General features: G+C 72.5%; 15 protein-coding genes. 10 read left to right on the top strand and 5 right to left on the bottom strand.

Annotation, left to right across the window (positions count from 1 at the left end; genetic code table 11):
• The first annotated feature begins 615 nt into the window (after positions 1 to 615).
• On the top strand, positions 616 to 2,265 hold the full coding sequence (locus ACIRPK_RS09005; protein ID WP_403035075.1) for a M4 family metallopeptidase: 1,650 nt from the start codon (positions 616 to 618) through the stop codon (positions 2,263 to 2,265).
• A 70-nt stretch (positions 2,266 to 2,335) separates the two neighbouring features.
• Here the strand turns inward: ACIRPK_RS09005 and ACIRPK_RS09000 are convergent, their stop codons facing one another.
• On the bottom strand, positions 2,336 to 2,659 hold the full coding sequence (locus ACIRPK_RS09000) for a DUF3817 domain-containing protein (RefSeq protein ID WP_403035072.1): 324 nt from the start codon (positions 2,657 to 2,659) through the stop codon (positions 2,336 to 2,338).
• 184 nt (positions 2,660 to 2,843) lie between these two features.
• On the opposite strand from ACIRPK_RS09000, the gene ACIRPK_RS08995 reads away from it, so the two are divergent.
• From ACIRPK_RS08995 to ACIRPK_RS08980, 4 genes are read left to right on the top strand one after another with little or no spacing between them, the layout of a single operon-like run.
• On the top strand, positions 2,844 to 3,482 hold the full coding sequence (locus ACIRPK_RS08995; protein ID WP_184914207.1) for an AIM24 family protein: 639 nt from the start codon (positions 2,844 to 2,846) through the stop codon (positions 3,480 to 3,482).
• Positions 3,482 to 4,132: an AIM24 family protein gene (locus tag ACIRPK_RS08990; RefSeq protein ID WP_403035070.1), complete on the top strand. Its 651-nt coding sequence runs from the start codon at positions 3,482 to 3,484 to the stop codon at positions 4,130 to 4,132. Before ACIRPK_RS08995 ends, ACIRPK_RS08990 begins: the two co-directional genes overlap by 1 nt.
• Positions 4,132 to 5,043, top strand: a complete 912-nt coding sequence (locus tag ACIRPK_RS08985) for an AIM24 family protein (RefSeq protein WP_403035067.1) — start codon at positions 4,132 to 4,134, stop codon at positions 5,041 to 5,043. Before ACIRPK_RS08990 ends, ACIRPK_RS08985 begins: the two co-directional genes overlap by 1 nt.
• A 56-nt stretch (positions 5,044 to 5,099) precedes the next feature.
• Positions 5,100 to 5,621 carry a MarR family winged helix-turn-helix transcriptional regulator gene (locus ACIRPK_RS08980; RefSeq protein ID WP_403035065.1) on the top strand — a complete coding sequence of 174 codons (522 nt, stop codon included), beginning with the start codon at positions 5,100 to 5,102 and terminating at the stop codon, positions 5,619 to 5,621.
• A 355-nt stretch (positions 5,622 to 5,976) separates the two neighbouring features.
• Here ACIRPK_RS08980 and meaB read toward each other — a convergent pair whose 3' ends face one another.
• Positions 5,977 to 6,933, bottom strand: coding sequence for a methylmalonyl Co-A mutase-associated GTPase MeaB (gene meaB / locus ACIRPK_RS08975; protein WP_403035064.1), 957 nt, complete (start codon positions 6,931 to 6,933; stop codon positions 5,977 to 5,979).
• Positions 6,934 to 7,016: 83 nt separating this feature from the next.
• Positions 7,017 to 8,204, bottom strand: a complete 1,188-nt coding sequence (locus tag ACIRPK_RS08970) for an acetyl-CoA C-acetyltransferase (RefSeq protein WP_403035062.1) — start codon at positions 8,202 to 8,204, stop codon at positions 7,017 to 7,019.
• A gap of 251 nt (positions 8,205 to 8,455) precedes the next feature.
• Between ACIRPK_RS08970 and mce the strand changes: the two genes are divergently transcribed.
• The 3 genes from mce to ACIRPK_RS08955 all read left to right on the top strand — a co-directional run bounded on the left by mce (position 8,456) and on the right by ACIRPK_RS08955 (position 14,694).
• Positions 8,456 to 8,887, top strand: a complete 432-nt coding sequence (mce, locus tag ACIRPK_RS08965; protein WP_403035059.1) for a methylmalonyl-CoA epimerase — start codon at positions 8,456 to 8,458, stop codon at positions 8,885 to 8,887.
• A gap of 439 nt (positions 8,888 to 9,326) precedes the next feature.
• The gene (locus ACIRPK_RS08960; RefSeq protein ID WP_403035056.1) at positions 9,327 to 13,658 is read left to right on the top strand and encodes a hypothetical protein; all 4,332 of its coding nucleotides are present in this window, start codon (positions 9,327 to 9,329) and stop codon (positions 13,656 to 13,658) included.
• 106 nt (positions 13,659 to 13,764) lie between these two features.
• Complete coding sequence (locus tag ACIRPK_RS08955) at positions 13,765 to 14,694, top strand: cellulose-binding protein (RefSeq protein ID WP_350663884.1); 930 nt, start codon at positions 13,765 to 13,767, stop codon at positions 14,692 to 14,694.
• A gap of 544 nt (positions 14,695 to 15,238) precedes the next feature.
• Here the strand turns inward: ACIRPK_RS08955 and ACIRPK_RS08950 are convergent.
• Positions 15,239 to 16,006, bottom strand: a complete 768-nt coding sequence (locus ACIRPK_RS08950) for an alpha/beta fold hydrolase (RefSeq protein ID WP_403035053.1) — start codon at positions 16,004 to 16,006, stop codon at positions 15,239 to 15,241.
• A gap of 90 nt (positions 16,007 to 16,096) precedes the next feature.
• Between ACIRPK_RS08950 and ACIRPK_RS08945 the strand changes: the two genes are divergently transcribed.
• Positions 16,097 to 17,104 carry an ABC transporter ATP-binding protein gene (locus ACIRPK_RS08945; RefSeq protein ID WP_403035050.1) on the top strand — a complete coding sequence of 336 codons (1,008 nt, stop codon included), beginning with the start codon at positions 16,097 to 16,099 and terminating at the stop codon, positions 17,102 to 17,104.
• Between the two features lies 1 nt (position 17,105).
• Complete coding sequence (locus ACIRPK_RS08940; RefSeq protein ID WP_403035047.1) at positions 17,106 to 17,873, top strand: ABC transporter permease subunit; 768 nt, start codon at positions 17,106 to 17,108, stop codon at positions 17,871 to 17,873.
• 44 nt (positions 17,874 to 17,917) lie between these two features.
• Here the strand turns inward: ACIRPK_RS08940 and ACIRPK_RS08935 are convergent, their stop codons facing one another.
• The gene (locus ACIRPK_RS08935; RefSeq protein WP_403035044.1) at positions 17,918 to 18,247 is read right to left on the bottom strand and encodes an ATP/GTP-binding protein; all 330 of its coding nucleotides are present in this window, start codon (positions 18,245 to 18,247) and stop codon (positions 17,918 to 17,920) included.
• Between the last annotated feature and the right edge of the window lie 78 nt (positions 18,248 to 18,325).

The raw sequence follows: 18,325 nt of genomic DNA, 5'->3' as shown, positions 1-18,325 counted from the left end.
ACCGGTCGGGCGCCCCCCCCACCCCGCTATAAATGCGGGGGGCGGCGGGGGGGGGGGGGGGGACCCCCCCCCCCCCCCCCCCCCCCGGGCCCGGGGGGGGGGGCCCCCCCCCCGGGGGCGCCCCGCCCGCGGCGTTGCTACCAGGTGCCCGGCCGGGCGATCAAGGGGGCGGTCTGGCGAAGTCCCGCCAGCACCTTTTCTGGTACATACCTGGACAGCAACCTGGCGAAACACGGCCGCAATCTTCGCATTGGTCTGGACAGTTACCGATTTTCGACGGTTGTTCAGGTTCCGTTCGCGTCAAAACTCCGCCCCACTGCCGGAATTGACCCGTTTCGTCGGTAATGCCATGCAGTCGATCAGGCCATCACGCAGCGTGCCGAGCTGGCGGGAGCTTGCCAATTGTCAGCCGAGACCTGTCATTTCATCAGGTGCATTGTCATGCTTCTGGCCAGCCCTGTAGGCACCGGCCGCCCCACCCGTATCCGGCCGATGCCGCTTGACCGCACGGAGCAGCACGTCAGCATCCGCTCCGCCCCGACGGCACCACCCATGGCGCCCCGGAGTGAGATGCGACCGCGCACACGCGGTTGAACTTCGGAAGGAACCCCGCACGTGAAGCGAAAGCTGACTGTCGGCGCCGCCCTCTCGGCCACTGTGATCCTCGCCTCCGCCGTCCAGGTCGGCGTCGGTTCGGCGGCGCAGGCCGCCCCCCTTCCCGCGAGCAGCAAGGGCTCGGTGCCGCAGCGCGCCGAACTCAAGGTGCTGGCCCAGTCATACGCCCCGTCCGTGGCCAAGGCCGCCGGCCTCGGCGCCTCCGAGGCGCTGGTCGCCAAGGACGCCGTGATCGACGCCTCCGGCGCCAAGCACCTGCGCTTCGAGCGCACCTACGCCGGTCTGCCGGTGGTCGGTGGCGACCTGGTCGCGCACCTGGCGCCGAACGGCAAGGTCACGTCCGTGGACAAGGCCGCCGAGGCGCAGCTCGCGCTGCCCAGTCTGACCCCGGCCGTGCCGGCCGAGAAGGCCGCCAAGCAGGCCACCGGCGCCGTGCAGGCCACCGTCGGCGTGACCATCGACGAGGACCAGAGCCCGATCAAGGAGGTCACCGGCTCCTCCGCGCCGAAGCTGGTGATCTGGGCCACCTCCGGCACCCCCCGCCTGGCCTACGAGACCGTGGTCGAGGGCGTCCGCGAGAGCGGCATACCCAGCGCCCAGAAGCTCGTCACCGACGCCGCCACCGGCGAGGTGCTCTCCACCCACGAGCAGTACCTCGCGGCGGCCGCCACCGGCAGCGGCAAGGGCGTGTTCGTCGGCTCGGTCCCGCTGACCACCAACTCCTCGGGCAGCACGTACCAGCTGAAGGACCCCAGCCGGGGCAACATGTACACCACCACGCTGGCCAACAAGACGTCCGGCAACGGCACCCTGCTGACCGACACCGACAACGTCTGGGGCACCGGCCTGGTCTCCAGCACCCAGTCCGCCGCCGTGGACGCCCAGTTCGGCGCCGCGGCCACCTGGGACTACTACAAGAACTCGTTCGGCCGCCTCGGCATCCGCAACGACGGTGTCGGCGCCTACAGCCGCGTCCACTACGGCCGGAACTACGTCAACGCGTTCTGGTCCGACTCCTGCTTCTGCATGACGTACGGCGACGGCGCCTCCAACACCCACCCGCTGACCGAGCTGGACGTGGCGGGCCACGAGATGACGCACGGCGTCACCTCCAACACCGCCGGCCTGAACTACTCGGGCGAGTCCGGCGGCCTCAACGAGGCCACCTCGGACATCTTCGGCACCATGGTCGAGTTCTCCGCGAACCTCGCGGCCGACAAGGGCGACTACCTGATCGGCGAGCTGATCAACATCAACGGGGACGGCACGCCGCTCCGTTACATGGACAAGCCCTCCAAGGACGGCGGCTCGAAGGACTCCTGGTCCTCCACCCTCGGCTCGCTCGACGTGCACTACTCCTCGGGCCCGGCCAACCACTTCTTCTACCTGCTCTCGGAGGGCAGCGGCGCCAAGACCGTCAACGGCGTCAGCTACAACAGCCCGACCTCCAACGGCTCGACCCTGACCGGCATCGGCCGGGACAAGGCCGCGGCCATCTGGTACCGCGCGCTGACCGTGTACTGGACCTCGACCACCAACTACGCGGGCGCCCGCACCGGCACCCTGAAGGCGGCGGCGGACCTGTACGGCGCCGGCAGCGCCGAGTACAGCGCGGTCGCGGCCGCCTGGTCCGGGGTCAACGTCAACTGACACCCCGCCACCTGACACGCGAAAGCCCGGGCCCCTCGGAGGGGAGGCCCGGGCTTTCGTGCCGGGTGCGTCAGGCGGTGGCGGGCTGCCCGGCGGCCGGGTACTCGCCGCGCTCCTCCTTGGCCAGCATCCGCTCGGCCACGAAGCCGCCGAACGGCAGCACCGAGAGCACGAACAGGACCGCGCCGCGCTTGGCGTCCCAGCGCTGCTTCTGCCAGGCCAGCGCGAGGAAGACCACGTAGAGCACGAAGAGGACACCGTGCACCATGCCCATCACCGGCACGGCGTTGAAGTCGGTGGTGCGCTTGAGCCCCGAGCAGACCAGCAGCAGCAGGAAGGACAGACCCTCGGGGGCGGACACGAGGCGCAGACGGTGGACGGCGCTGCTCTTCACGGCGGGTACCTCACTACGGGATCGGCGGGCTTGTGCTGCACGGGCTTGTGAACGGACGCACAAGCCGACCGTTCATTATGACCGGTCCTTCACCGATCACCGGCGGCCGGGGGTGTGTACCGGATGTGTACCAGTGGCCCGCACCCCCTCCCGGTCGCCCGGCGACGGCCGCTATGGTCACCGCGTGGCACAGTTTCGACTCCAGGGATCAAAGGTGCTCGCCGTCGACATGACGGGCGACGCGGTCAAGGCCCGCAACGGCTGCATGGTTGCCTACACGGGCCAGATGAACTTCAAGAAGCTGAGCGGTGGTGGCAACGGCCTGCGCGGCATGGTCACCCGTCGGCTGACGGGTGAGCAGATGGAGGTCATGGAGGTCCAGGGGCAGGGCACCTGCTTCTTCGCCGACCGGGCCACCGAGGTCAACCTCGTCCGGCTGAACGGCGAGACGCTGTTCGTCGAGGCGGACAACCTGCTCTGCACCGAGGGCAGCCTGCACACCGGCACCAGCTTCACCGGCCTGAACGGGATGGCCTCCGGCACCGGCCTGTTCACCACCAAGGTGGACGGACACGGCTGGGCCGCGCTCACCTCCAAGGGCCCGGCGATCATCCTCCGGGTCTCCCAGGGGCAGCCGCTGCGGGTGGACCCGGGCGCGTACGTCGCGCACACCGGGAACCTCAACCGCGCGCTCAAGTCGGGCGGCGGCTGGACCACGCTGATCGGCGAGGGCGGTGGCGAGGCGATGCAGGTGGAGTTCACCGGCGAGGGCCTGGTCTACGTCCAGCCGTCCGAGCGGCTCACCTTCGGGGGCGACGTCTGATGCCGTTCACCAAGATCAACAGCAAGCTGATCGAGGCCAAGGTCTTCCCCGGCCAGCGGATCTTCAGCCAGCGCGGCTCGATGATCGCCTACACCGGCGAGGTCGCCTTCACCCCCAACCTGACCGGCGGTCAGGGCGGCGTGATGGGCATGATCGGCCGCCGGGTGGCCAACGAGGACGTCCCGCTGATGACCGTCGAGGGCCAGGGCAGCGTGCTCTTCGGCCACGGCGGCCACCACGTCCAGATCATCGAGCTCACCGGCGACACCCTGAACGTCGAGGCCGACCGGCTGCTCGCCTTCGACGGCACGCTCCGGCAGACCACCGTCTTCCTCGGCTCGCAGGGCGGCGTGATGGGCATGGTGCGCGGCCAGGTCAGCGGCCAGGGCCTGTTCACCACCCAGCTGGCCGGCCAGGGTTCGGTCGCGGTGATGGCGCACGGCGGCTTCGTCGAGCTGCCGATCACCCCGAACCAGCCGGTGCACGTCGACCCGCAGGCGTACGTCGCGCACCGCGGCCAGGTGCAGAACAAGCTGTCCACGTCGGTGGGCTGGCGCGACATGGTCGGACGCGGCTCCGGCGAGGCGTTCCAGCTGGAGCTGTCCGGCAACGGTGTGGTGTACGTCCAGGCGAGCGAGGAGAAGCTCTGATGTCCTACCCGCCGCAGTACCCGCCGCAGCAGCCCGGCTATCCGCAGCAGCCGGGATACGGCGCCCCCCAGCAGTACCCGGCGCAGCCGCCGCAGCCCGGCTACGGCGTCCCCGAGGGCCCGCAGGTGCACGACGCGAACAGCCTGCCCGTCAACGACAACGTCAACCCGTACGCCTTCTCGGTCGACCTGAACGGCCCGTACTACCTGCAGAAGGGGAAGATGATCGCCTACTACGGCGACGTCCGCTTCTCCGGGATCGGCCACGGCTCGATCGACCGCGCGCTCGGCCGCAACTTCAACTCCCCGCTGCACGCCACCGACTGGGTGGTGGCCGAGGGCCGGGGCAAGCTGCTGCTCGCCGACCGGGCCTTCGACCTCAACTCGTACGACCTGGAGAACGGCAACCTGACGGTCCGTTCGGGGAACCTGCTGGCCTTCGAGCCGACCCTGGCGCTCAAGCAGTCGATCATCCCGGGCTTCCTCACCCTGATCGGCACCGGCAAGTTCGTGGCCGCCTCGAACGGTCCGGTGCACTTCGTCGAGCCGCCGATCCGGGTCGACCCGCAGGCCCTGGTCGGCTGGGCCGACTGCCCCGCCCCCTGTCACCACTACGACCACGGCTACATGCACGGCGTGCTCGGCGGACTGCGCCAGCTCACCGGGCTCGGCGGCGCCTCCGGCGAGGAGCACCAGTTCGAGTTCATCGGGGCGGGCACGGTGCTGCTCCAGTCCAGTGAGACCCTGATGGCCGAGCGCTCGGTCGGCGTGGTCCACCAGGAGGCCGGCGTCCCCGGCGGTGGGTACGGCGTGCCGCAGCAGCAGCCCGGGCACGGCCAGAGCCAGCTGCCGAACGTGAACATCCCCGGCGTGGGGAATCTCGGGGACCTCGGACGGCGCTTCGGCCTGTAGGTATTGCGGCTGGTCTAATTGTATAACTTTGAACAACCTCGGCTATAGTGGCTGGTATGGACTCCCCCGCCGACACCCCCGCAGCGGTCTCCTCCCCGTCGTCCTCGGCGGCGGAGGAGACCCCCTGGCTCTCCGCCAAGGAGCAGCAGTTCTGGCGTGCCCACCTGGAGGTCAGCCACCTGCTGGACTACCAGCTCGGCCGGGAGCTCCAGCCGCACGGTCTCGCCAACAACGACTACGAGATCCTGGTCGTGCTCTCCGAATCCCCCGACCGGCGGATGCGGATGACCGACCTGGCCACCGCCACCCTCCAGTCGAAGAGCCGCCTCTCGCACCAGATCACCCGGATGGAGAACGCCGGCCTGGTGCTCCGTCAGGAGTGTCCGGGCGACCGCCGCGGCCTCTTCGCCCACCTCACCGAACACGGCTGGGACATCCTCCAGAAGGTCGCCCCCGACCACGTCCGCTCGGTGCGCCACCACTTCATCGACCGCTTCACCCCCGAGCAGATCGACACCCTCTACGCCGCCCTCGCCCCGGTCGCCGAACACCTCCGCAGCCTGCGTGGCCGCAGCTGACCCATCGGCACGCGATCGAGCAGGGGCTCGGGGCTCCGCTGATCCGCGGCTCCGCCGTGCGGGCGACGCCGACCTTTTGCAGGTGGCTGAGCAGCTACGGCCAGGGGCTCGGGGCTCCGCTGATCTGCGGCTCCGCCGCGCGGGCGACGCCGACCTTTTGGCAGGTGCTTCGGATCTACGGTCAGGGGCTCGGGGCCCTGCTGATCTGCGGCTCCGCCGCGCGGGCGACGCCGACCCTTGCAAGGGGATCCGTTCAGGGGTGGCCAGGCACTTTCGCAGTGATACCCGCCGGCCACGAACCGTCGCCGTTCCCCGAGCCCCTGGGTGGTGGACCGCTGAGCGGCTGCGAAAAGGGTCAGCCCCGGGTCAGCCCCGCGACCAGGGTGTCCGCCGCTCCGTACGGGTCCAGCGTGCCGTCGGCGACGCGTTCCGCGAGGGCGGAGAGCTGCCGGTCGCCGTGCAGGTCGCCGATCCGGGCCCGGAGGGTGGCGAGGGCGATCGCCTCGATCTCGTCCGCCGCCCGACGGCGCCGGCGGACCGCGAGTTCACCGGTCTCGGCCAGCCAGGCGCGGTGCTTCTCCAGGGCCTCGACCACCTCGTCGATGCCCTCGCCCCGGGCGGCCACGGTCTTCACGATCGGCGGCCGCCAGTCCCCCGCACCCCGCGACTCCCCGAGCCCCAGCATGTGGTTGAGCTCGCGGGCGGTGGCGTCGGCCCCGTCCCGGTCGGCCTTGTTGACCACGAAGACGTCGCCGATCTCCAGGATGCCCGCCTTGGCCGCCTGGATGCCGTCCCCCATGCCGGGGGCGAGCAGCACCACGGTGGTGTCGGCCTGGGCCGCCACCTCCACCTCGGACTGGCCGACCCCGACGGTCTCCACCAGGATCACCTCGCAGCCGGCCCCGTCCAGCACCCGCAGGGCCTGCGGCGCCGTCCAGGACAGCCCGCCCAGGTGCCCCCGGGTGGCCATCGAGCGGATGAACACCTCCGGGTCGGTGGCGTGCTCCTGCATCCGGACCCGGTCACCGAGCAGCGCCCCGCCGGAGAACGGCGAGGAGGGGTCGACCGCCAGCACGCCGACCCGCTTGCCGAGCCGCCGGTACGCGGAGACCAGCGCGGAGGTCGAGGTCGACTTGCCGACCCCGGGCGAACCGGTCAGCCCGACCGTGTACGCCTGCCCGGTGTACGGCGCCAACGCGGCCATCGCCTCCCGCAGTTGCGGGGCGGCGTTCTCCACCAGCGAGATCAGCCGTGCCACGGCGCGCGGCCGCCCCTCCCGGGCCTGCTCGACCAGCGTGGGGACGTCGATCATGCGCGTGCTCCTCGGTCACTAGGCAAACGAAGGAAGGGCCGCCGGACGCGGACGTCCGGCGGCCCCGAAAGTACGTCAGCCGGTCAGGCCCTGGGCACCCGGACGATCAGGGCGTCGCCCTGGCCGCCACCGCCGCAGAGCGCGGCCGCGCCGACCCCGCCGCCACGGCGCTGGAGCTCCAGCGCCAGGTGCAGCACCACGCGGGCGCCGGACATCCCGATCGGGTGGCCGAGCGCGATCGCGCCGCCGTTCACGTTGACCTTGTCCTCGGTCACGCCTAGGTCCTTCATCGACTGGTGCGAGACGGCCGCGAAGGCCTCGTTGATCTCGATCAGGTCGAGGTCCTCGACGCCGATGCCCTCCTTGGAGAGCGCGTGCTTGATGGCGTTGGACGGCTGCGACTGGAGCGAGTTGTCCGGGCCCGCGACGTTGCCGTGCGCGCCGATCTCGGCGATCCAGCTCAGGCCCAGCTCCTCGGCCTTGGCCTTGCTCATCACGATCACCGCGGCGGCGCCGTCGGAGATCTGCGAGGCGGTGCCGGCCGTGATGGTGCCGTCCTTGGTGAAGGCCGGGCGCAGCTTGGCCAGCGTCTCCACGGTGGTCTCGCCGCGGATGCCCTCGTCCTGGCTGAAGACGACCGGGTCGCCCTTGCGCTGCGGGATCTCGACCGGGACGATCTCGGCGTCGAAGACGCCGTTCTTCTGCGCGGCGGCGGCGCGCTGGTGCGAGAGCGCGGCCAGGTGGTCCTGGATCTCGCGGCCGATGCCGAGCCGGGCGTTGTGCTTCTCGGTCGACTCGCCCATCGGGATGGACTCGTAGGCGTCGGTCAGGCCGTCGTGGGCCATCGAGTCGAGCAGTTCGATGGCGCCGTACTTGTAACCCTCGCGGGACTTCGGCAGCAGGTGCGGGGCGTTGGTCATCGACTCCTGGCCGCCCGCGACCACGATGTCGAACTCGCCCGCGCGGATCAGCTGGTCGGCCAGCGCGATCGCGTCCAGGCCGGAGAGGCAGACCTTGTTGATGGTCAGCGCCGGCACGTTCAGCGGGATGCCGGCCTTGACCGCGGCTTGGCGGGCGGGGATCTGGCCGGCCCCGGCCTGGAGCACCTGGCCCATGATCACGTACTGGACCTGATCGGGGGTCAGACCGGCCCGCTCGACCGCGGCCTTGATCGCGAAGCCGCCGAGCTCGGCGCCGGAGAAGCCCTTGAGCGAGCCGAGCAGCCGGCCCATCGGGGTTCGGGCACCAGCGACGATCACTGAAGTAGTCATGAGACGAGCCCCTTCGCGCGTCAAGGCCATGAGGGTGTGGGGATGCGGCCTCAATGTACTGACCCGTAACCCGTGCGTCATCGCAGCCGAGGTGTGATCAGCGGCACGTGTCACTGCCTGGTCAACAGCGTGTCAGCACAGCTTGGGTGAATTGTGAGCAGGCTCGCACGCGACGTGCTGGCGCTGCCTCAACTCCGTGCGCTGCACTGGTACCCGCCCTTCAAACCCCTCACTCCTTCCGGAGGCCAGCCGTGCTGACCCGCATCGACCACATCGGGATCGCCTGCTTCGACCTGGACAAGACCGTCGAGTTCTACCGCGCCACCTACGGCTTCGAGGTCTTCCACAGCGAGGTGAACGAGGAGCAGGGCGTCCGGGAGGCGATGCTGAAGATCAACGACACCGGCGACGGCGGCGCCTCGTACCTCCAACTGCTGGAGCCGACCCGGGAGGACTCCACGGTCGCCAAGTGGCTGGCGAAGAACGGCGAGGGCGTGCACCACATCGCGTTCGGCACCGCGGACGTGGACGGCGACGCCGCCGACATCAAGGCCAAGGGCGTCCGGGTGCTGTACGAGGAGCCCCGGATCGGCTCGATGGGGTCCCGGATCACCTTCCTGCACCCGAAGGACTGCGGCGGTGTGCTGACCGAACTGGTCACCTCGGCGACCACCGGCCACTGACGCCGCCGGGCGGGGCCGCCGTCCTGCGGCCCCGCCCGCGACCCGTCGGTAACCTTGGAAAACCCCCACTCGCCCATTCCCCTACGGGCCGCGCACACTACAATGCCGAAGTGCGCAAAGCTCCGGGGAGGACCGGTCCGGCGGGCACGGCCGATGGTGGGAGCAGCCGGAGCTTCGATGGCTGGTCCCGTCTCAAGGGGAGTCCACCAACCGGGCGCGGCGACGAGACCGCCGTTCGGATCTGTCACCATTCTCCACAGGCAAGAGTTCGCTCAGGAGTCCACCCGGACGGCGGAGCGCGACATCGTCGCGCGCCGGTGCCCGACGGCTCCGACCGTGGCACCCGCCACGGCTGCAAGGACCAGCTGATCCGGCCCCACGGTGGGGTTACCGGCCGGCCGGGTCGAGGACGCGACCAGGAGATGGATGGGACCGCGGAGTGCGGGGCAACGACCGCTACGAGGCTGACGATCACCTCTCCCAGTTCGAGGCCGAGATGGATCGGACTCGCAAGGAGCGGGACAAGACCGTCCAGCATGCCGAGGACCTCGCCTACCAGGTGGAGGTGCTCCGGGCCAAGCTGCACGAATCCCGTCGGCAGCTCGCCCAGCCGCGTGCCTTCGACTCCGTCTCCGGGCAGGCCGAGCAGCTTCTCCACAACGCCGAGATGCAGGCCCAGCAGCTGCGCGCGGACGCCGAGCGGCAGCTCCGGGAGTCCCAGGCGGCCACCCAGCGGCTGATGGCCGAGGCCGCCGAGCGCACCGCGCGCCTGGAGGCCGAGCTGGCCGCCCGCCGGCGCCAGCTGGACGAGGAGCTCACCGAGCTGCGTCGCAGCGCCGAGCGGCACGTCAACGAGAACGTCTCCTGGGCCGAGCAGACCAGGGTGGGCACCGAGCAGGAGTCCCAGCGGGTCCTCCAGGAGGCCCAGGCCGAGGCCGAGCGGATGATCGCCGCCGCCCGGGCCGAGGCCGCCGCGCTGGCCGACCACGCCCGCGCGCAGACCGCCGCCGACGTGGACGCCGCCCGGGGCGAGGCGCAGGCCGCCGTGGAAGCCGCGCTGGTCCGCGCCCAGAACGACGCCGAGCGCCTGCTCAGGGCCGCCTCCGAGCAGGCCCAGCAGGCCAACGCGCAGGCCGAGGCGGTCACCGGCGAGGCCCAGCAGCAGCTGGCCGGGGCGCAGGCCGCCGCCGAGCAGCAGCTCGCGGTGGCCCGGGCCGAGATCACCCAGCTCAAGGAGCAGGCGGCCGAGGACCAGCGGCGGGCCACCGAGGCGCTGGACCAGGCCCAGGCGGAGATAGAGCGGCTGCGGACCGAGGCGCTGGCCGAGGCCGAGCGCGCCCGGCAGGAGGCCGCCGAGCTGCGGGCCCGCGCCGAGGCCGCCGCCGAGCAGTTGCAGATCGAGGCGGAGGCCGCGGTGCAGCGGCTGGTCGCCGACGGCGAGGCCGCCAGCGACCAGCGCTCGCAGACCGCCAAGGCCGAGATCGCCCGGATGGTGGCCACCGCCACCAAGGAGACCGACCGGATCAAGGGCGAGGCGGCCAACGCCAAGGCCGAGGCGGAGGCTGCCCGGGCCGCCGCCGCCGAGGAGAGCGAACGGCTGCGGGGCGCGGCCGAGAGCGTCACGGCCCAGCTCCGGGCGGAGGCCGAGGCGGCCGTCGCCGAGCTGCGCGCCGAGGCCGAGCGGGAGGCCGCCGCCCTGCGGGCCGAGGCCCAGGCCGCCGCCGAACAGCTGGCCGCCGAGGCCCGCGAGGCCGGCCGGGCCGAGGGGGCCAAGGACGCCACCGTGCACCTGGCCAAGGCGGCCAAGCAGGCCGACGAGGCGGTGGCCAGGGCCAGGGCCGAGGCCGAGGCCACCGTGACGGCGGCCGGCACCGAGGCGGACCGACTGCTGGCCGAGGCCACCGCAGAGGCCGAGCGGCTCCGCGAGCAGGCCAGGGCCGCGATGGAGCAGGCCCAGAACGCCGCCCTGGAGGACGCCGCCGCACTCCGCGAGCAGATCCGCCAGGCCCACGACGAGGCTGCCCAACTCCGGGCCGAGGCCGAGGAGTTGCGCACCCAGGCGGCCGCCGAGGCGGACCGGGTGGAGAGCGAGGCCCGGCGGCAGGCGGTGCTCCGGATCGAGGAGTCCGCGAAGACCGCCGAGGAGCTGCTGACCAAGGCCAAGGCCGACGCGGACGAGCTGCGCGCGGGTGCGGCCGCCGAGGTGGACCGGCTGCGCGAGCAGACCGAGGCGCAGGCGGTGGAGACCCAGGGCCGGGCCGAGCAGACCCTCGCCCGGGCCCGGGCCGAGGCCGAGAAGCTGGTCGCCGGAGCCGAGCAGCAGGGTCAGGACGCGATCACCGCGGCCAAGGCCGCCGCCGCCGAGAACCGGGGTGCCGCCGAGCGGGAGACCGCCGAACTCCGCCGCGAGGCGGCCGAGTTCGACCAGCGGGTGCGGGCCGAGGCACAGGCGGCCGCCGAGCAGCTGGCCGCCGAGAGCCGGGCCGCCGCCGAGGCGGCCCGGGCCGAAGCGGCCGAGTGGGCCGACAACCACCGTTCCGGAGCCGAGAGTTGGGCTCTCCGGCAACGCGGCGAGGCGGAGGCCGAGGCCACCGCGCTGCGCGAGGAGAGCCGCCGCGAGCGGGCCGAGGCGAGTGCCGCGCTGGAGCGCGAGCAGCGCGAGGCCACCGAACTGCTGGCCGCCGCCCGGGCCGAGCGCACCGAGGCCGGCGCCGCCGCGGCCGAGCTGCGCGCGACCGCCGAGCGGGAGGCCGCCGAGCTGCGGGCCGCCGCCGAGGCCGCGAGCTCCGCAGCGCGCGCCGCCGCCGAGCGGGACAGCGCCGAGCTGACCGAGCGGACGGCCGCCGAGACCGCCGGGCTCCGGGCCGCCGCCGAGGCCGAGACCGCGGAGCTGCGCGCCCGGGTCACCGCCGAGACCACCGAGCTGGCCGAGCGCACGGCTGCCGAGGCGGCCGAACTGCGCGCCGCCGCCGAGGCCGAGGCCGACCGGCTGCGGGCCGAGGGCGCCCGGGAGCTGGCCGAGGCGCAGGAGCGCGCCGCCACCGCCGTCGCCGAGGTCGGCGAGCTGCGCGCCGAGGCCACCGCCGAGATCGCCGAGCTGCGGTCCGCGGCCGAGCGCAAGGCTGCCGAGCTGGTCTCCGCCGCCGAGGACGAGGCCGCCGAGACCCGGCAGTCGGTGGCCGGTCTGTACGAGACCGCCTCCCAGCAGATCGCCGAACTGCGCGCCACCGCCGACCGGGAGAGCACCGAGACCCGCGAGCTGGCCGAGCTGGAAGCGGCCGAGCTGCGCGAGACCGCCGAGCGGGAGACCGCCGAACTGCGCGCCGCCGCCGAGGCGGAGGCCACCGCCCTGCACGAGCGGACGGCCGCCGAGCTGACCGCCGACCGGGAGGCCGCCGACGCCGAGATCGGGCGGCAGCGGGCCGAGGCGCAGGCGTACGACCGGCAGCTGCGGGCCGAGGCGGACGCCGAGCGGGCGGACGCGCTGGGCTTCGCCGAGCAGCGCCGGGCCGAGGCCGAGGCGCAGGCCAGGCAGACCACCCAGGACGCGGACGAGCGGGCCGCGGCCGCCGTCGCCGAGGCCGAGGAGTTCGCCGCCGCGCTGCGGGCCGAGGCCGAGGAGTACGCGCTGGCCACCCGCACCCTGGCGGAGGACTACGAGACCGCCACCCGGTCCCGGGCCGACGCGTACGACCGGGAGACCAGGGAGGCCGCCGAGCAGTTCGACCGGGCCACCCGGGAGCAGGCCAAGTCGGTGCTGGAGAAGGCGTTCGCGGACGCCGAGTCGCTGGGCGAGGACGCCCAGGCCACCGCACTGGCCACCACCGCCGCCGCCGAGGAGCAGGCCGACGCGATGGTGGCGGCCGCCCGCAAGGAGGCCGAGCGGATCACCGCCGCCGGCGAGGCGGCCGGGCAGACCGAGGTGGAGCGCGCCAGGGCCGACGCGGACGCCCTGCTCTCCGAGGCCCGCCGGGACGCCACCGCGGTCCGCGAGCGGGCGGAGGAGCTGCGCGAGCGCACCGACGCCGAGATCGAGGCGCTGCACGAGCGGGCCCGCAAGGAGAACGCGCAGGCCATGAAGTCGGCCGGCGAGCGCGTGGACACCCTGGTGACGGCGGCTCAGGAGCAACTCACCGAGGCCGAGGAGCAGGCCGCCAAGGCCGTGGCCGACGCCGAGCAGAAGGCGGCGAAGCTGGTCGCCGAGGCCGAGCAGAAGGCCGCCGAGCTCACCTCGGAGGCCTCCGCCGAGGCCGGCAAGGTCCGGATCTCGGCCGTCCGCAAGGCCGAGGGGCTGCTCAAGGAGGCGGACCAGAAGCTCGCCGACTCCACGGCGCGCGCCGACCGGCTGCGCACCGAGGCGGAGGAGCGGCTGCAGGCCGCCCAGGAGGAGGCCGAGCAGCAGCTCGAGACCGCCTCCGAGCAGGCCGAGAAGCGACTGCGGCGGGCCGACGAGGGGGCGGAGCGGCAGCTCGCGGAGGCGGCGGAGGAGGTCGAGCGGCTGCTGTCCGAGGCACGGGCCGAGGCGCAGCGCGTGACCGACGAGGGCCGCCGGGAGTTGGACGAGCTGGTGCGTCGGCGCAAGGACATCAACACCGAGATCTCTCGGGTCCAGGACGTGCTCTCCGCGCTGGAGGCCTTTGAGGCACCGTCACCGGTCGCGCAGGGCAACGGGGGAAGCAGTGGCAAGAAGGACGGGGCGCCGAAGGCCGGTGCCGGCGTGGGCGCTCCTCGTTCGGGTGGCAATCGCTCCGGCGGCGCACCACCCGATTGAGCGGACATTGTCCGTGCAGCAACGGCGTTTCGCCTTCGACACTCCGATAACGTGTCAGGATTCCCTCAACCACCTCAGCGGTTAACGACAGGAAGCCCAGAACCCCATGAGCGACAGTCACTCCCCTCACGGCTTCGACCTGGTGCGCCGTGGGTACGAGCGCGCCCAGGTCGACGAGCGGATCACCAAGCTGGTGGCCGACCGCGACTCCGCGCTGACCAGGATCGGTGCGCTGGAGAAGCGCATCGAGGAGCTCCACCTGGAGACCCAGAGCGCCCAGGCCGCGGTCAGCGATGCCGAGCCGTCGTACGCCGGGCTCGGTGCCCGGGTCGAGAAGATCCTCCGCCTGGCCGAGGAGGAGGCGAAGGACCTGCGCGACGAGGCGCACCGCGCCGCCGAGCAGCACCGCGAGCTGGCCGAGGCCGCCGCCCAGCAGGTCCGCACCGAGGCGGAGAACTACGCCAAGGACCGCAAGGCGAAGGCCGAGGACGAGGGTCTGCGGATCGTCGACAAGGCCAAGAGCGACAGCGCCCAGCTGCGTGCCGAGGCCAACAAGGACGCGCAGAACAAGCGTGAGGAGGCGGACGCCCTCTTCGAGGAGACCCGCACCAAGGCCGCCCAGGCCGCGCTGGAGTTCGAGACCAACCTGGCCAAGCGCCGCGAGCAGTCCGAGCGCGACCTGGCGGCCCGTCAGGCCAAGGCCGAGAAGCGCCTGGCCGAGATCGAGCACCGGGCCGAGCAGCTCCGCCTGGAGGCCGAGAAGCTCCGCACCGACGCCGAGCGCCGCGCCCGCCAGACGGTGGAGACGGCCCAGCGCCAGTCCGAGGACATCGTGGCCGACGCGAACGCCAAGGCCGACCGGATCCGCAGCGAGTCCGAGCGCGAGCTGGCGGCGCTCACCAACCGCCGCGACTCGATCAACGCCCAGCTCACCAACGTGCGCGAGATGCTCGCCACGCTGACCGGCGCAGCCGTGGCCGCCGCCACCCTGCCCACGGACGACGCCCTCGGCGTCCCCGCCCAGCAGTCCCGCTGACCCCAGCCCGGAACGGGCCCGTCCCCCTCCGGGGGTACGGGCCCGTTCCTTTCGGCAGGTGCTCGGGGAACTGCTGATGTGCGGCTCCGCCGCGCGGGCGACGCCGACCTTTTGGCAGATGCTCAGCCCACTACGGAGCCAGGGGCTCGGGGCTGTGCTGTTGTGCGGCTCCGCCGCGAGGGCGACGCCGACCTTTTGGCAGATGCTCAGCCCGCTACGGAGCCAGGGGCTCGGGGCTGTGCTGTTGTGCGGCTCCGCCGCGCGGGCGACGCCGACCTTTGGCAGGTGCTCAGCCCGCTACGGAGCCAGGGGCTCGGGGCTGTGCTGTTGTGCGGCTCCGCCGCGCGGGCGACGGCGGCCCGTTGGCAGGTGCTCAGCCCGCTACGGAGTCAGGGGCTCGGGGAACTGCGACGCCGGCCCTTGCCAGGTGATCCGTTCAGGGGTGGTCAGGCGCTTTCGCAGTGATACCCGCCGGCCACGAACCGTCGCCGTTCCCCGAGCCCCTGGGTAGGAGCCGGCTGAGCACCTGCACAGCGCGCAGCGCCTAGCAGCGCCGCAGCAGCCCCCTGACGACCGCCGTGAAGCTCTCCGGGGCCTCCAGTGAACTCAGGTGGCCGACGCCGGGGATGACGGTCAGTTCGGCGTCGGGGAGGGTCTCGGCCATCAGCCTGGCCTCCGCCAGCGGCGTGAGTGCGTCGTGCTCGCCCACCACCACCGCCGCCGGCACCGCGAGGGTGGCCAGGGTGGCCAGCGAGTCGGGCCGGGCGGCCATCGCCCGCTGTGCCCAGGCGACCGCCTGCGGGGAGGCTTCGGCGATCATCGCCCGGACCCGGTCGGCCAGTTCGGGGTCGACGGCCGGGCCGAGCAGGCCGTCCTCGATCTTCTCCTCGGCCAGGATCCGGACGCTGTTCCTGGCCAGCACCGCCCCGGCGATCCGCTCCCGGTTGGCCCGGGCGGCGTCGCCGTCCACCACCGCCTTGGTGTCGGCGAGCAGCAGCCCGGCGATCCGTTCGGCGTGCCGGCGGGCGAAGGCCATCGCCACGTACCCGCCCATCGACAGGCCGCCGATCACCGCCTGTTCGATGCCGAGTTCGTCCAGCACCGCCGCGACGTCGTCCGCGACCAGTTCGAGCGAGGGTGCGCCCTCGGCCGGGGCCGAGCCGCCGAAGCCGCGCTGGTCGGGCGTGATCACCAGGGCGACGTCCGCGAGCGACTCGGTCTGGGCCTGCCACATCCGGGCGGCCAGCGGGAAGGCGTGCAGCAGCACCAGTGGGGTACCTGTGCCATGCGCGGTGAAGGCGGGGAGTGTCATGCCTCCACCGTAGAGCGGCTCGCCGATCGGCCGAGGCAGCGCGCTGGCCTGTCCGAATTGTCCTAATCTGACAGAGAGTAAGGAGCGCAGATGATCGAGCTGCACGAACTGACGAAACGTTACGGCGACACCCTGGCGGTGGACAGCCTGAGCTTTCAGGTGCCGCAGGGCATGGTCACCGGATTCCTCGGCCCGAACGGCGCGGGCAAGTCCACCACCATGCGGATGATCCTCGACCTGGACCGGCCGACCAGCGGCCGGGTCACCATCGACGGCAGACGGTACGGGCAGCTGAGCGAACCGCTCAAGTACATCGGCGCCCTGCTGGAGGCGAAGGCGGTGCACCCCGGCCGGACCGCCTACGACCACCTGCTCTGGCTGGCCCAGAGCAACCGGATCCCGCGCAAGCGGGTGGACGAGGTGCTCGCCCTGGTCGGGCTGAGCTCGGTGGCGAAGAAGCGCTCCCGGGGGTTCTCGCTCGGCATGGGCCAGCGGCTGGGCATCGCCTCCGCGCTGCTCGGCGACCCCGAGATCCTGATGTTCGACGAGCCGGTGAACGGGCTCGACCCCGAGGGCATCCTGTGGATCCGCAACCTGATGAAGGGTCTGGCCGCCGAGGGGCGCACGGTCTTCGTCTCCTCGCACCTGATGAGCGAGATGGCGCTGACCGCCGAGCACCTGGTGGTGATCGGGCAGGGCAAGCTGCTGGCCGACCTCTCGATGGCGGACTTCATCAAGCAGAACTCCCGCTCGGCGGTCCGGATCCGCACCCCGCACGTCGAGCAGCTGCTGACCGCCCTGCACGGAGCCGGGCTGAACGCCGAGGCCGGCCCCGAGGGCTCGTACGAGATCGAGGACGGCGACCTGGCGCACATCGGTGAGCTGGCCGCCGCCCACGGGGTGACCCTGCACGAGCTGAGCCCGCAGCAGGCGTCCCTGGAGGAGGCGTTCATGCAGATGACGGCGGACTCCGTGCAGTACCACGCGGGCTCCGGAGCGGGCCCGGTGCCCGGGCAGGACGCCGCCGGTGCCTGGGGCGCCGGCTGGCAGCCCCGGGACGCGGCCGCCGCCGACCGGACCGCCGGAAAGGAGAACTGAGATGGCGTCATTCCCCGCCGTCCTGCAGTCCGAGTGGACCAAGATCCGCAGCGTCCGCTCCACGGTCTGGACCCTGGCCCTCACCTTCGTCATCACGCTCGGCATCGGCGCGCTGCTCTCGCTGCTCACCAAGAACAACTTCTCCGAGTTCGCCGGCGACGGTGACACCCCGTTCGACGCCACCGGGACGGCCTTCTCCGGCATCCTGCTGGGCGAGCTGGCGATCATCGTCTTCGGGGTGCTGGCGGTCGGCAACGAGTACAGCAGCGGCATGATCCGGGTCTCGCTGGCCGCCGTCCCGCAGCGGGCCACCCTGCTGCTCGGCAAGGCCTCCGTGCTCGGCGCGCTGGCCCTGGCGGTCTCGCTGGTCACCGCCTTCGTGACGTTCTTCGTCGGCCAGTCCCTGCTCGGCGACCACTCCACCACGATCGGCTCGCCGAACGTGCTCCGGGCCGTCTTCGGGGCGGCGCTCTACCTGACCATGCTCTGCCTGTTCTCGGCAGGGGTGACCGCCATGCTGCACAACCAGACCCTGGCGCTCGGGGTCCTGGTGCCGTTCTTCTTCCTGCTCTCGCCGATCCTCTCGGCGGTGCCGAAGGTGAAGACGCTGGCCCACTACTTCCCCGACTACGCGGGCTCCCGGATGATGCTGGTCTACGAGCAGAGCGGCCAGCCGTACGGCCCCTGGGCCGGCTTCTTCATCTGCCTGGCCTGGACGGTGGCCGCCATCCTCGGCGGCATCCTGGTGCTCAAGAAGCGCGACGCCTGAGACCGCGCACCGGGCCGGGGCGCACTGTGAGGGCCGGACAGGCCCTAGTAACGCGGTGCGCCCCGGCCCCGTTGCAGGTTGGAGGTGCGGCGCTCGCGGGCCGTCCAGCAGGCCCGGTGCCAGTGCCTGCGGTCGTCGACGCCGCCCCGGTGGGCGGGCCAGGCGACCACGTGGCCGACGCCCGGGGGGATCTCCTGGTCGCAGCCCGGGCAGCGGTAGTGCCGCCCGGCGGTGCCCGCCACGGTCTGCACCACCCAGTCCTCGCCGTCGTACTCCTCGGTCCGGCGGAGCGAGCCGCCGAGCGGGGTGGTGACGGGCTCGTCGGCGGAGGCGCTGGTGGTCCACTTCCGCTGCTGGTTACGACGGGGCGACACGGCTGCACCTCTCGGTGGGCTCTGACTGGTCGTTCCAGGGTAAGGGTGCCCGGCGGCGTAGCCGGGCACTACCACGGG

Source organism: Kitasatospora sp. NPDC101801 (assembly GCF_044766665.1).
Taxonomy (GTDB): domain Bacteria; phylum Actinomycetota; class Actinomycetes; order Streptomycetales; family Streptomycetaceae; genus Kitasatospora.
Note: the sequence above shows the minus strand (reverse complement) of the source record. Positions and strands in the feature narration are given on the sequence as shown.

Bases quoted from the DNA above. Each gene is read 5' to 3' on its own strand.
- ACIRPK_RS08990 (WP_403035070.1), top strand. From the start codon at position 3,482: ATGCCGTTCACCAAGATCAACAGCAAGCTGATCGAGGCCAAGGTCTTC.
- ACIRPK_RS08985 (WP_403035067.1), top strand. From the start codon at position 4,132: ATGTCCTACCCGCCGCAGTACCCGCCGCAGCAGCCCGGCTATCCGCAG.
- ACIRPK_RS08980 (WP_403035065.1), top strand. From the start codon at position 5,100: ATGGACTCCCCCGCCGACACCCCCGCAGCGGTCTCCTCCCCGTCGTCC.
- meaB (WP_403035064.1), bottom strand. From the start codon at position 6,933: ATGATCGACGTCCCCACGCTGGTCGAGCAGGCCCGGGAGGGGCGGCCG.
- ACIRPK_RS08970 (WP_403035062.1), bottom strand. From the start codon at position 8,204: ATGACTACTTCAGTGATCGTCGCTGGTGCCCGAACCCCGATGGGCCGG.
- ACIRPK_RS08955 (WP_350663884.1), top strand. From the start codon at position 13,765: ATGAGCGACAGTCACTCCCCTCACGGCTTCGACCTGGTGCGCCGTGGG.
- ACIRPK_RS08950 (WP_403035053.1), bottom strand. From the start codon at position 16,006: ATGACACTCCCCGCCTTCACCGCGCATGGCACAGGTACCCCACTGGTG.
- ACIRPK_RS08945 (WP_403035050.1), top strand. From the start codon at position 16,097: ATGATCGAGCTGCACGAACTGACGAAACGTTACGGCGACACCCTGGCG.
- ACIRPK_RS08940 (WP_403035047.1), top strand. From the start codon at position 17,106: ATGGCGTCATTCCCCGCCGTCCTGCAGTCCGAGTGGACCAAGATCCGC.